Genomic DNA, 12,549 nt, shown 5'->3' with positions numbered 1-12,549 from the left:
CTCTACCGGCACCATGATGACATGGAGGTGGACGAGGTAGCCACGGTCGATGGCAGCGTTCACGAGATCGTTTTGCTCGGATGGCTAAACACTGTCTTGGTGATGAAGGATCTTTTCGTCAGCAACAACTGTGTGCGCTCTTCTGCGGCCGCGCGCGACGCTTCGTACGCATGTGTCGCTTGTGCATCAGGCCACCGCTCAGCAGCGATCACATCGGCGTTGACAAACGGAAGGTTGGTTGCGGGCCGAAGGACGCGATCGACAAAGGTAGACTTCCCTGACCCATTCGGTCCAGCGAGAATATGGATGACGGGCACGCGCTACTGATCTGCGCTTGGTACGGAGGTGATGTCGTTGCGCGTGACTGCGTTGCCCTGCTCGTCAGCTTCGGTCCAGGATCGCCCAGCCTGTGTGAACTCGGCAGCGAGATCCAGTGACGCAATGCGCTCCGTTATCCGCTCGTCCCAGCTTGCGCGCACGACTGCCTGGTCTCGGTGCTCAAGAGTATCGTAGCTTTCCTCACCGGCCAGCACACGCTGGATGTCGCGCTGGCTTATCTCAGGTGAGGATTCAAGTTCGCGTCCGATCCGCGCCCAGTGGCTAATCTGCTGGGCCGCACTGCGACTCGTCAGGGCGCCGACGGCGCGAGCGGCCTAAAATAGCTCGCCATTCATTCGTACCGGCATTGTGCTGCTCATGCCTATATTGTCGCAACTTGCTACATCGACCGCGAGGGGGCGCGTTTCCTGTGCTACTGGCTCTCGAGGACGCGCTTGATCGCGGCTAGTGCGGCGGGGATCCTGGACCTCCCACCGCAGGATTTTTCACTGAGTAGAAATATCGCGAAATTTCTCCTCTAAAATCGCCGAGGTGGCCGTCTTGGCTGGTGCAGAGTAGAAGTAGTTCAACCGGAGCGCGATGACTGTGATCCGGGGTTCACGACTCAAGGGAGATGCCATGACGACATACAACGACGACATTGAGGCAGTGGAAACACTGAAGGCTCAGCACGGTTCAAGCTGGGGCAGCATCAACCCGGAGTATGTCGCACGCATGCGGGCACAGAACCGTTTCAAGACCGGTCTCGAGATCGCGCAGTACACCGCCGACATCATGCGCCGCGACATGGAAGAGTACGACGCCGATTCCTCGGTCTACACGCAGTCGCTTGGCGTCTGGCACGGCTTCATCGGTCAGCAGAAGCTGATCTCGATCAAGAAGCACCTGAAGACAACGAACAAGCGCTACCTCTACCTCTCGGGTTGGATGGTCGCGGCACTCCGCTCAGAGTTCGGCCCGCTGCCTGATCAGTCGATGCACGAGAAGACGTCGGTGCCCGCGCTCATCGAAGAGCTCTACACGTTCCTTCGCCAGGCCGACGCTCGCGAGCTGGATCTGCTGTTTTCGCAGCTTGATGATGCCCGCCGCGCCGGCGACGACACCGCCGTCGAGTTCGTGCAGTCGCAGATCGACAACTTTGAGACGCACGTGGTGCCGATCATCGCGGACATCGACGCGGGTTTCGGCAACCCCGAGGCAACGTACCTGCTCGCGAAGAAGATGATCGAGGCGGGTGCGTGCGCGATACAGATCGAGAATCAGGTTTCGGATGAGAAGCAGTGCGGTCACCAGGACGGCAAGGTGACGGTGCCTCACGAGGACTTCCTCGCGAAAATCAACGCCGTGCGCTACGCGTTCTTGGAGCTCGGGATCGACAATGGCATCATCGTCGCCCGCACCGATTCGCTCGGAGCGGGGCTGACCCAGAAAATTGCCGTGAGCCACACCCCCGGCGACCTTGGGGATCAGTACAACGCGTTCCTTGATGTTGAAGAGGTTGCTAATGCGCAGCTCAGTGATGGCGATGTTGTGATCCGCCGCGATGGCAAGCTGCTGCGGCCGAAGCGTCTTGCCAGCAACCTGTACCAGTTCCGCCCCGGCACGGGTGAGGATCGCTGCGTGCTCGATTGCATCACCTCGCTGCAGAACGGCGCCGACCTGCTGTGGATCGAGACCGAGAAGCCGCACGTCGCGCAGATCGCGGGCATGGTCGATCGGATCCGCGAGGTGATCCCGAACGCGAAGCTCGTGTACAACAACAGCCCGTCCTTTAACTGGACGCTTAACTTCCGGCAGCAGGCCTTCGATCTGCTCGCCGAGCAGGGCAAGGATGTTTCGGCCTACGATCGCGACAAGCTGATGAGCGTTGACTACGACGGTACGGAGCTTGCGCAACTCGCCGATGACATGATCCGCAGCTTCCAGCGCGATGGGTCGGCCCGCGCGGGCATTTTCCATCACCTCATCACCCTGCCGACGTACCACACGGCCGCGCTGTCGACTGACAACCTTGCCAAGGGTTACTTCGGTGAAGAGGGCATGCTCACGTACGTTCGTGACGTGCAGCGTGAGGAGATCCGCCAGGGGATCGCAACCGTGAAGCACCAGAACATGGCCGGCAGTGACATTGGTGACAACCACAAGGAGTACTTCGCCGGTGACGCTGCGCTCAAGGCTGGCGGCAAAGATAACACGATGAATCAGTTCTAGCGGGATCGCGGACTCGGACTCCGAGTTCGCAACACCAGCAAGGGCCCGACGGCAGCGCACGCTGTGGTCGGGCCCTTGCTGTGCGCTGCCAGTTTTCCTTGCGCATGTGATCTAGATGATGTCATCATTAGAGCATGTCCATGATTCAAGTTCGAAACGTTCCCGAGGATTTGCATCGGAAGCTCAAAATGCGGGCCGCCAGTGAGGGACTCACGCTCTCGGATTTTGCTCTGCGAGAACTTGAACACGCGGCGGCGTTGCCAAGCAGGGCCGAGCTTAACGCTCGTCTTGCGGATCGAACACCTCGGCCTTACAACGGTGAGACCGCGGCGGAATCTGTTCGTGCCGAGCGAGACGCAAGGTGATCGTACTCGACGCCTCAGCAGCAATCGAACTGATCCTGGGCCTCCCTCTATCTGAGCAGGTTCGGAATCGACTGGTGCAAGGCAACTGGCACGTCGCCGCCCCGCAGCTCCTGGTCGTCGAAGTGTTGCAAGTGCTTAGGCGACGTGTCTTGGCAGGCTCGACCTCTCACAGTGACGCGGACGAAGCGTTGGATTTGCTGGATGACCTCGGCATTCACTACTTCGATCATCAAAGCCTTGTTGGGCGTGTGTGGCAGCTGCGCGATAACTGCTCCGCGTACGATGCGAGCTACGTTGCTCTCGCGGAAGCGCTGGACGCGGAACTGCTCACTCTCGACGCGCGATTGGCGCAGGCGCCAGGCCTGGTCTGTGGCTTCCAGCTGATCGATTAGCCATTCCCGTAACGGCTGCGCGACGGCCTCGCGGGGAGGCGCGCTCACTCCTGTATCTTGAGGGAATGCACGAGAACATAGTCGTCGCCGTGATCCGCAAACTCGGTGAAGCCGAGCCTGCGATACAGTCGCAGTGCCGGGTTTGCTTTCTGCACTGACAGTGAGGCGCGGGCGTAGCCGCGATCCCGCAGCTGGTCCAATACTGTGCGGATCAGCTGCGCACCGATGCCGCGGCCGCGTTGCTCGGGAACCACAGCGATGCTGAACTCTGGCGTGTGCCGGTCGATGTTGCCAAAGCCTCGGGGGTTGCCCGCGAGGATCCGCGTCCATGCTGCGCCCACAATCTCGCCGTCGTGATCCGCAACGATGCAGAGATCGTCCTCGCGCCCCCAATCGTCGATGTAAACGGATATGGTCGGGCCCTTCACGACCTCGCGCGGGATGATGTTCTCAGGATCGGGCTGGAATATCGCCAAATAGAGAAAGCTCTCCAGCTGCGACACCTCGTGCGCTCGTATGGGGCGGTAACGAATGCCTTCAGCGGTGTTCATGCGCTTAGCGTATCGTTCTCGGACTCTTCAAGCGGTCGGCATTGCGTGGGTCCGCCGTGCAGTGTGGTTGAACACAACCTTGCAGCGGTGAGGCCCTCAGGCGAGGTGCCGCAAGTATCTCTCGGGTGCATCAAGAAAGAGTCGCCAGTCACGCACCAGATCGAGGTCGTTGTAGTGCTGTCGCGTGATTCCTGTTTCGCTGAGTTCATATATCGTGGCGGCGGGGTGCGATGCCAGGATCGGCGAGTGCGTCGACATGATGATCTGTGATCCTGTAGCGAGAAGCTCCGTGATCTGGGAGAGCAAGGCGAGACAGCCGTTGAACGAGAGCGCCGATTCGGCCTCGTCGAAAATCCACAACCCGCGAATGCCAGCGCGCGCCGTGAAGAACTCGATGAACGACTCGCCATGGCTCTGGAAGTTATGCCGCCCGGCATTGAGCTCCGACAAGTAGGCAAGGTGCCCATGCATGGTTTCTGCGCGCAAGAAGACGCCCTGCTTCGCGGCACCCGCGTCACGGACGAGCCGCAGGTGATCCTCGAGACCCGACTCCGTGTGTTGGGTGCGATGGTGAGCATTGCGGGTGCCGCCCTCAACGTTCAAGCCAAACGCCGCAGCCACTGCCTCAACAATGGTGGACTTACCTGAACCGTTCTCGCCAACGAGCACGGTAAACGGAGACAGGTCGAGGCCCTCGTCAAGGATCTGCCGCACCGCAGGAATGGTCGCCGGCCAATCGTTCCGTGGAAGCTCGTGCGGGTTATGCTCCTCGATTCTTCGGAGAGGAAGGGGCGGAAGTGGACGTGTCACGATCGTGTGTCCGGCCTAGCCGCGTTGAGGAGCCGGGTTGTGCCCCTCCGGGCGATCCAACGCAAACGCGAAGTGCGGCATGACCACGCCGCGGTACTCCTTGTCGAAGCGGCCGCGCACGGTCATCCCCATGCGAATCGCGACGTTCATTGAAGCGATGTTGGTGTCCCGAACCTGCGCATAGACGCGACTCTGGTTGAGTTGATCGAACGCAAAGTGGCGGCAGGCATGGGCCGCTTCGATCGCGAAGCCCTGATGCCAGTGGGCGCGGTTGAAGAGATATCCAATCTCGATAACATCCTGGCCGAGAATCTGCTGCCGGGTTGGGCCGCACTGGCCAATCATCTCGCCGGTTTCGCGAAGGATCACCGCCCACATGCCAAACCGGTTGTCTCGATAGCTGGTCAGAATCGTCTCAAACCAGGTCTGCACCATTTCGTCATCGAAGGCGCCTTCGTAGGCGGCCATTGTTTCATCGTCTTGCAGGATCGCCTTGAGCGCGGGCAGATCCTGCGCCGTCATTTCGCGCAACTGCAGCCGCGGAGTCTCGATCAAGAGCGGGTGAATCATGTATTGAAAGTCCGAGACGCTCGGGGTGCGCAGCTGCGCCATCAGATTCTCGATGAAGGCGTCGACCTGGTCGCACTGGTAGCCGTCACGCCAATTTGTCTCCGAGAATCGGGTGGCAGAGAGCGTCTGCAGGACCTCGTCAATCGCGGCGGGACTTTTGAGCATGGCGACAATCACGTCAAGAAACTCATCGACCTCGTCGAGGGAGTACCCGGTCTTGAACTTCGTGATGGCAAAGCGGGAGTTGAGGACTTCCTCTGCCAGTCGCAGCCGTTCCGGAGGGGTCGCAGTCATGAGTGTCCCTTGCCTAATAAGCGATTGCGGCGTGAACGTGGTGCAATCTGTTGAGCCTTGCCGTCAGCCTATCGCCGCACTTCGCTTATGCTGCAAACTCAACTGATGCGAGTTGGGTCGTCGAAGTTGATGCTGTGAGGCTGTGATGCGCTGATGCTGTGATGCTAAAATGTGGTCATGCGAACCACTCTTGATATCGATCCTGCAGTGCTAAGTGTTGCCCGGGCGAAGGCTCGTGCTGAACAAATCTCAATCGGCCGGGCTGTATCTGAACTGGCACTGGCGGGGATTCAACGGCCAAGCCCGGCTTCGCTGGCCGCGTCAGGTTTCCCGGTACTGTCGGGTGCTCCCGGGCACCCCGTGACGGACGAACTCGTTGCCGAGTACCGCGACGACGAAGCGCGACGCAACGATGCTGCTTGACATCAATGTTTTGCTCGCGTTGACGTGGGATCAGCATGTTCACCATCGCGCTGCGCACGAGCGCTTCGCCGCGCTCGATTACTGGAGCACCTGCCCCGCAACGGAGTCAGGCTTGCTGCGGTTGCTCCTGACCGAGGCTGTCGTCGGACGAAAAGTATCTGGGGCCGAGGCGCTTTCGCAGCTCGCCGCTATTCGCCGGGTCCCCGGATGGCGGTTTGTGCCCGATGAACAGTCTCTGGCCGAGCCCGTCATTGATATGCGGGTGCTCGTCGGGCGGAACCAGGTGACCGACCTGCAACTTGTGAATCTTGCCGCCAAGAATGGACAGCAGCTCGCCACATTTGATGCCGCGCTGAGGGGGTCTCTTGTCCCCAGCGAGCAACGCTGGGTTCAGGTGTGGAGCGCGTGAGGTGTTCGCGCCCTGCCGGAACAGCTAGCGCGCGCCCGTACTTTCAAACGCCTATTGGGCAGGCCCCGCAGGAATAATGTCGTAGATGAGCCTCGCGAATTGGCCGACCGCCTCGGCTGACACGAGACGAAGGCGATCCGGCCCGACTCGACGCGGGAACAGCGGTGCCCCGGAGGGCAGCGCAGCCGGGGCAACCGACACCGCGATCCGGTCGAGGGCACCCGCATCCAAGAATTGCGCCGCCAATTCGCCGCCGCCAACAATCCAGATGTCGCCGTCGTCCGCCGCTGCACGGATCTGGGGGAGTATCTCCGTGACCAGCCCCGAAACGAAACGGACGTCTGCGCCCTCGGGAACCGGCAGCTGGCGACGCGTAAACACGAAGGTGGTTTTGTCCCCGAAGAGCTGCCGCCACTCTTCAGGCTGCGTGAGTAGATCCTCGTGCTTCAGCACCCACTCGTAGGTGGACGACCCCTCAACAAGTACTCGGGCCTCGGGCGGCGTGAGTTCCTCGGCAGGTTCATCGCCGCCCTCAACGGCAAACAGCCAGTCGAGCGAGTGGTGTTCGTCGGCGATCCAGCCATTGAGGGTGGTTGCGGTATCAAAGATAATTCTTCCCATGATTCGAGATTAGCCGTGACCGCCGACAGCGGAGCCTGAGCAGGGTAGGGTGACGACGTGGTCTTTGACATGCGTTCGCTTCCCGTTCCCGTCGTAGGCGCACCGATGGCAGGAGGTGCGACGACCCCGGCGCTTGTCGCCGCCGTTTCTGACGCGGGCGGCATGGGTTTTTTGGCTGCCGGGTATCTCACAGCCGAAAAGCTTGCGGATCAGATTCGCGAAACGCGTCGGCTGACGAGCCGCCCCATAGGGGTGAACCTGTTTGTGATCGCCGAGAACGAGGTGGATGCCCAGCAGCTTGACGACTACGCGGCCAGGATCGCGGATGATGCCCACGCTCTGGGCATCACGCTGGGAGAACCGCGCTGGGATGACGACCACTACGAAGACAAGATTGAGACGCTGCTCTCCACCGACGTGGACCTCGTCTCCTTTACCTTCGGCGTGCCGGAAGAGTCGGTGGTGCAGCGATTCAAAGCCGCTGGTATCGCAGTTGCGGTGAACGTCACCTCGGTTGAAGAAACCCACGCTGCACAGCGGGTCAGCGCTGACGTGTTGATCGTGCAGGGCGCTGAAGCGGGTGGGCATCGGGGAGCGTTCCTTGCTGAGGGGCCAGGCATGCCGCCGCCACTACCCGCCCTGGTGCGTGCGATCCGCGCTGTCAGCTCACTTCCTATCGTTGCCGGCGGTGGCATTGCCTCTGCGTGGCAAGCTCAGGCGGTGCTCGAGGCGGGCGCGTCGGCCGTGCAGATCGGTACCGCGTTGTTGCTCAGCGATGAGGCCGGTACGTCGCAGACTGTGCGAGATGCGTTGTTGAGTGGCGAATTTACCGAGACGACCGTGACCCGCGCGTTCACTGGACGCCCGGCGCGGGCGCTCGAGAACGACTTCACGCGCCACCACAGCGACGCGGCACCGAGCGCATTCCCGCAACTCCACTTCATGACGACGCCATTGCGCGCGGCTGCTTCACAAGCGCATGATGCGCAGAGACTTCATCTCTGGGCGGGAACGGGATTTGCCGAGTGCCGCAGAGGCCCGGCCGCCGAGATCGTTCGAAGCATGGTCAACCCGCACGAGGGAAGCCATACTCCCGCCTGATACCTTGGTGGGCATGGTTGACCTGCATCAGCAAGAGCCGGGGCTCCCCAACGGGCACCCCTGGCTGGCGCTCTCGCGCTGGGGGATGGCGTGGCGGGTCGGGATCGGCGCGCTCTGTGTCGGCATGCTCGGATCGCTGCTGCTCGCCCTGACCGGGTTCGGTGTCACGGCCCCTGGGGTGATCTTTGCAGGCCAGCCCGCGCTTCTTTTTGGCGTCCTGCCTGCGGCCATTTTTGGCGGTCTAGCGGCGGTGCTCGGGCCGTGGCTGCGACGCTATTACCCTTTCAGCCAAGCCCTCATCTTCGGGTTTCTGGGGGTGGCAGCTTGCACCGTGATTCTTGTCGTTCTTGACGTTGCGGATCAACTCTCCAGCACCGGCTGTCTCCCGGAAGACGGCTGCGCCCGGATGGGGTTTGGCTCCAGTTTTCTCGTCATCATGTTCGCAGGCCTCCCGCTCGCGCTGATGGCGGGGGTCGGCCTAGCCCTCGCGATCCAGGTCGCGGGAGTCGCCGGGCGCGCCGCATCTTCCGTTGGCTCTTGCTCGGGATCGGGACGGTCTTCGTGATCGTGCAGACACTCGCGGTCGTTGGCATCATCAATCCGCCACCCCCGCCAGGGCCCGAGAATCCGGGACTCTGTAGCACGCTTGATAGCAACGGCCACGCCAGCATTGTTGATTGCGTCGAGTGATCGCTGAGTACGCGCGCCGGTCGTACCGGGGCCGAAAGGCGGGCCGTCAAGCCTCCGCCCGCTGATCGGGTATTCTTGCGAGGGTTGGTTAGATCACACAGGAGGCGGCGTGCATCTCAAGAGCCTCACGCTCAAGGGTTTTAAATCCTTTGCACAGCCGACCACCTTTCAGTTCGAGCCCGGTGTCACCGCGATCGTCGGTCCCAACGGCTCTGGTAAATCGAACGTCGTCGACGCGCTCGCCTGGGTAATGGGCGAGCAGGGGCAAAGACCCTGCGCGGCGGCAAGATGGAAGACGTCATTTTTGCTGGCACCTCAACCCGTGGTCCGCTCGGCCGCGCCGAGGTCCGCCTGACGATCGATAACAGTGATGGCGCGCTGCCGATCGAGTACTCCGAAGTCACGATCAGCCGCACGCTGTTCCGGAACGGCTCAAGTGAGTACGCGATCAACGGCGAAGGCTGCCGTCTTCTCGACGTTCAGGAACTGCTGAGCGACTCGGGGCTCGGCCGCGAGATGCACGTGATTGTGGGCCAGGGGCAGCTCGACGCGGTGCTGCGCGCGACCCCGGAGGACCGCCGTGGCTTCATCGAAGAGGCCGCCGGGATCCTGAAGCATCGCCGTCGCAAAGAACGCACGCTGCGCAAGCTTGAGGCCATGGAAACGAATCTCACCCGCCTGAACGATCTTGCGGGCGAGATCCGGCGGCAGCTGAAACCGCTAGGACGTCAGGCCGAGGTTGCCCGCGCAGCGCAGGGCATCGCCGCCGAGGTTCGTGACGCGAAGGCGCGCCTACTCGCCGACGATGTTGCACGGTTGCGGACCGAACTCGACGAGCTCGCGCGCGACGAATCCGAGCGGCATTCCGAACGAATCGTGCTGCAGGAACAGGTGGAGCAGAAGCAACTGCGGATCCACCGCATTGAGCAAGAACAGCAGGGTGACGAGCTCGACGCCGCGCGCCGCGTAACGATTGGCCTGGAAGCGGTGCAGTCGAAGCTTCGCGGTCTCTTCGCCCAGACGCAGCAGCGCCTCACATTTCTCGCGACGCAGGCGGAGGGTCCCGAGCAGGCCCATCGCACCAGCCAGACGGCGGTTGATGAGCTGGCGAAGGAAACCCAACGGCTTGAGGCGCTGATCCCGGAGATCGAAGCCGACTGGAAACGCGCCGGGGAAGCCACGCGCATCGCACAGCAGGCGCTTGACGCCATCGACGAGCACATTGCCGCCCAGAGCGCCCTCGTCTCGAAACATGATCTACGGCTCTCTCAGCTGCGCGGACTGGCTGAGGCCGCTGAGCAGAAACGTGCGACGGTCGCGCAGGAGATCCAGCGGCGAGAGCTCGCCGTTGAGCAGGCAAGGGAGCGGGCCGAAACGGCTGAGCGTGAGCTTGCGGCGTTCACTGAGCAGACAAACACGGAAGTGACCGCCGAGGAAGGCCTGGATGACAGCTACCGTGCGGCGCAGGAAGCGCAGGCAGTTGCCGAGCAGCGCCGCGATGAGGCTCGGGATCGCCTGCACCAGCTTGAGCAGGAACAGGCGGGCCTGGAAGCTCGGGTGAGTGCGCTCACTCGATCTCTGGATCAGCGCGATGCTTCGGCTGCGCTGCTCGCGGACGGGCAAGACGGGATCCGCGGCCGGGTATCCGACGCCGTGCGTGTCGCTGACGGCTACGAGGCCGCCGTGGGCACCGCGCTGGGGGCGTTCGCTGAGGCGCTTCTGGCAGACACTGCGCAGAGCGCCGGTGATGCCGTTGATGCGGCCAGGCAGCAGGATCTCGGTCGCGTGCGCGCGGTGTTGGCCAACGCGCAGTCGGGTGAGGTAGCTCCGAAGATCGACGCGGCCGTGAGGATCCTCGATGTCATTGAGGAAGCTCCGCGGGGTGTGCGCGGGCTGCTCTCGGGCGGATACATCGCCGAGGACATTGACGCGGCGCTGCGGGCAGTCGCCGAGTTGGCGACTGCGTGGCCGGGCGGCGCCTACACGGTGGTCACGGGGAACGGCGACATCATGACCCCGCAGACGTTGACGGGTGGCTCAGGGCTCGCGCCGTCTCGGATCGAACTCACCGCCGAGCTTGAGCAGGCAAGAGAACGCCACGGCATTGTCGCGGCCGAGGTCGAGACGACCGCGGCCGAGCTGAGTGAGCTCCGTGCCGCAGCGCAGCTGGCAAAGACCGCCGTGCAGGAGGCATACTCGGAGCTGCGCACCGCGGACGCGCAGTTGGCGGAGGTCGCCAAGGAACGACACCGGCTGCAGGCGCGAGCCGAGGCTGCGAAGGCCGAAGCCGAGCGTGCCCGGCAGGCGCTTGCCGCGGTCGCGGAGTCCGCGAGCGAGGCTGAGCGGGAAGCGGAGAGCGCCGCGCAGGCTTTCGCTGAGGCGGAAGGATCGCCGCGCCCGATCCTCGATGCGAGCGAACGCGAGACGGTGTTCGCTGAAGTTGAAGAGGCTCGTGCCCATGAGGTCGAACAGCGGCTCGCGCTCGAGACCGCCCGAGAGCGGGCCCGCGCCAGCAAGATGCAGGGCCAGACCCTCGCCGAGCAGCTCGAAGCCGAGCGTCAGGCGGCCGAGGAAGCGGCACGCCGGGCCGTGTTGCGATCCCGCCAGGTCGCGCAGGCCGAACGAGTATCCGGGTTACTACCCGCGATCCTTGACGCCTGCGACCGTTCGCTTGTCGAGGCGCGGATGGCGCAGCAGGCCGCGGAACAGGAGCGTGCCCGTCACAGCCAGGAGCTGACGCTGCTGCGCTCTGAAGAATCGGAGCTCAGGCAGCGGTTGAACGGGCTCACCGAGCGGGTGCACGGCGCCGAGCTCAAAAGCTACGAGCGGAAGTTGCAGCTCTCCTCGCTGCTGGAGCGCTCCGGGAACGAGCTCGGCTTGGTCGAGGACGTCTTGATCGCTGAGTACGGCCCGGATCAGCCGATCCCGGTGGTCCGGGATACTGAGTCCCCTGCTCCACAGTCGACCGATGCGGAACCTAGAAACGCGCTTGAAGCCGAGCTCGAAGCGGAACTCCTCGCGCAGGAGAAGGGGGCAGCCGAGCCAGAAAGCCAGGGCGGCCAGGAGACTATCCCCTTTGTACGCGCTGAGCAGGAACGGCGCCTCGCCCGCGCCGAAAAGAAGCTTGGCGAGCTGGGCAGGATCAATCCGCTCGCACTCGAGGAGTTCGCTGCGCTTGAGCAGCGTCACTTGTTTCTCACGGAGCAGCTTTCGGATCTCGCGAAGACGCGCACCGATCTGCTTGCAATCATCGCCGACCTCGACGATAAGATGCAGGGCATCTTTGCGGCGGCGTTCGAAGACACCAAAGCTGCCTTCGCCGAGGTCTTCCCGATTCTGTTCCCGGGCGGTTCCGGCGAGATCGCACTGAGTAACCCCGAAGACCTGCTGAGCACCGGCATCGAGATGGCGGTGAAGCCCGCGGGCAAGAAGGTGGAGCGGCTGTCGCTGCTTTCGGGCGGTGAGCGATCTCTTGCCGCCGTGGCGTGGCTGATGGCGATCTTCCAGGCGCGGCCGAGCCCGTTTTACATTGTGGACGAGGTCGAAGCGGCGCTCGACGATGCGAACCTGGGTCGGCTGCTCCAGGTGTTTGAGCGGCTGCGGGAGAACTCGCAGCTGATCATCATTACGCACCAGAAGCGGACCATGGAGATCGCGGATGCGCTTTACGGCGTTTCCATGCGGCAGGACGGCATCTCTGCAGTTGTGGGGCAGCGGATCGAGCACGCTGAGTCAGGGATCGGGCCAATGGCTCGCACCTAGCGGTATGCGTG

At 62.8% G+C, this 12,549-nt stretch carries 13 protein-coding genes and 2 pseudogenes; 8 read left to right on the top strand and 7 right to left on the bottom strand.

Features of this window, described 5'->3' with window-relative positions; translation table 11 throughout:
- Window positions 1-59: 59 nt before the first annotated feature.
- From G7067_RS14345 to G7067_RS15270, 3 genes and pseudogenes are all read right to left on the bottom strand, one after another.
- Window positions 60-317, bottom strand: coding sequence for an AAA family ATPase (locus G7067_RS14345; RefSeq protein WP_244301061.1), 258 nt, complete (start codon window positions 315-317; stop codon window positions 60-62).
- Between the two features lie 3 nt (window positions 318-320).
- Window positions 321-533 carry a hypothetical protein gene (locus G7067_RS10130; RefSeq protein WP_244301060.1) on the bottom strand — a complete coding sequence of 71 codons (213 nt, stop codon included), beginning with the start codon at window positions 531-533 and terminating at the stop codon, window positions 321-323.
- A gap of 12 nt (window positions 534-545) precedes the next feature.
- A pseudogene (locus tag G7067_RS15270) lies at window positions 546-605 on the bottom strand (TA system antitoxin ParD family protein); the annotation flags it as partial.
- A 352-nt stretch (window positions 606-957) separates the two neighbouring features.
- Here G7067_RS15270 and G7067_RS10125 point away from each other — a divergent pair.
- The 3 genes from G7067_RS10125 to G7067_RS10120 all read left to right on the top strand — a co-directional run bounded on the left by G7067_RS10125 (window position 958) and on the right by G7067_RS10120 (window position 3,307).
- Complete coding sequence (locus G7067_RS10125) at window positions 958-2,550, top strand: isocitrate lyase (RefSeq protein ID WP_166323958.1); 1,593 nt, start codon at window positions 958-960, stop codon at window positions 2,548-2,550.
- Window positions 2,551-2,684: 134 nt separating this feature from the next.
- Window positions 2,685-2,915 carry a FitA-like ribbon-helix-helix domain-containing protein gene (locus tag G7067_RS15265; protein WP_425280677.1) on the top strand — a complete coding sequence of 77 codons (231 nt, stop codon included), beginning with the start codon at window positions 2,685-2,687 and terminating at the stop codon, window positions 2,913-2,915.
- Window positions 2,912-3,307, top strand: coding sequence for a type II toxin-antitoxin system VapC family toxin (locus G7067_RS10120; RefSeq protein WP_166323956.1), 396 nt, complete (start codon window positions 2,912-2,914; stop codon window positions 3,305-3,307). The genes G7067_RS15265 and G7067_RS10120 overlap by 4 nt, the downstream gene beginning before the upstream one ends.
- A 44-nt stretch (window positions 3,308-3,351) precedes the next feature.
- Here G7067_RS10120 and G7067_RS10115 read toward each other — a convergent pair whose 3' ends face one another.
- The 3 genes from G7067_RS10115 to G7067_RS10105 all read right to left on the bottom strand — a co-directional run bounded on the left by G7067_RS10115 (window position 3,352) and on the right by G7067_RS10105 (window position 5,532).
- Window positions 3,352-3,858 (bottom strand): GNAT family N-acetyltransferase, encoded by a 507-nt coding sequence (locus G7067_RS10115; protein ID WP_166323954.1) that lies wholly within the window; start codon window positions 3,856-3,858, stop codon window positions 3,352-3,354.
- A 96-nt stretch (window positions 3,859-3,954) separates the two neighbouring features.
- On the bottom strand, window positions 3,955-4,572 hold the full coding sequence (locus G7067_RS10110; protein ID WP_244301059.1) for an AAA family ATPase: 618 nt from the start codon (window positions 4,570-4,572) through the stop codon (window positions 3,955-3,957).
- A 111-nt stretch (window positions 4,573-4,683) separates the two neighbouring features.
- Complete coding sequence (locus tag G7067_RS10105; RefSeq protein ID WP_244301058.1) at window positions 4,684-5,532, bottom strand: GNAT family N-acetyltransferase; 849 nt, start codon at window positions 5,530-5,532, stop codon at window positions 4,684-4,686.
- Window positions 5,533-5,709: 177 nt separating this feature from the next.
- Between G7067_RS10105 and G7067_RS10095 the strand changes: the two genes are divergently transcribed.
- Complete coding sequence (locus tag G7067_RS10095; RefSeq protein ID WP_166323950.1) at window positions 5,710-5,955, top strand: hypothetical protein; 246 nt, start codon at window positions 5,710-5,712, stop codon at window positions 5,953-5,955.
- Entirely contained in the window at window positions 5,945-6,364 is a 420-nt protein-coding gene (locus G7067_RS10090; RefSeq protein ID WP_166323948.1) for a TA system VapC family ribonuclease toxin, read from the top strand. The genes G7067_RS10095 and G7067_RS10090 overlap by 11 nt, the downstream gene beginning before the upstream one ends.
- 51 nt (window positions 6,365-6,415) lie before the next feature.
- On the opposite strand, the gene G7067_RS10085 is transcribed toward G7067_RS10090, so the two are convergent.
- The gene (locus G7067_RS10085; RefSeq protein WP_166323946.1) at window positions 6,416-6,985 is read right to left on the bottom strand and encodes a dihydrofolate reductase family protein; all 570 of its coding nucleotides are present in this window, start codon (window positions 6,983-6,985) and stop codon (window positions 6,416-6,418) included.
- 57 nt (window positions 6,986-7,042) lie between these two features.
- Here G7067_RS10085 and G7067_RS10080 point away from each other — a divergent pair, with 57 nt between their 5' ends.
- From G7067_RS10080 to smc, 3 genes and pseudogenes are all read left to right on the top strand, one after another.
- Window positions 7,043-8,086, top strand: a complete 1,044-nt coding sequence (locus tag G7067_RS10080; RefSeq protein ID WP_244301057.1) for an NAD(P)H-dependent flavin oxidoreductase — start codon at window positions 7,043-7,045, stop codon at window positions 8,084-8,086.
- A gap of 13 nt (window positions 8,087-8,099) precedes the next feature.
- Window positions 8,100-8,651, top strand: coding sequence for a hypothetical protein (locus G7067_RS10075; protein ID WP_166323944.1), 552 nt, complete (start codon window positions 8,100-8,102; stop codon window positions 8,649-8,651).
- 234 nt (window positions 8,652-8,885) lie between these two features.
- Window positions 8,886-12,538, top strand: a pseudogene (smc, locus tag G7067_RS10070) (chromosome segregation protein SMC).
- Window positions 12,539-12,549 lie beyond the last annotated feature (11 nt).

It is taken from the genome of Leucobacter insecticola, assembly GCF_011382965.1.
Classification (GTDB): Bacteria; Actinomycetota; Actinomycetes; order Actinomycetales; family Microbacteriaceae; genus Leucobacter; species Leucobacter insecticola.
Note: the sequence above shows the minus strand (reverse complement) of the source record. Positions and strands in the feature narration are given on the sequence as shown.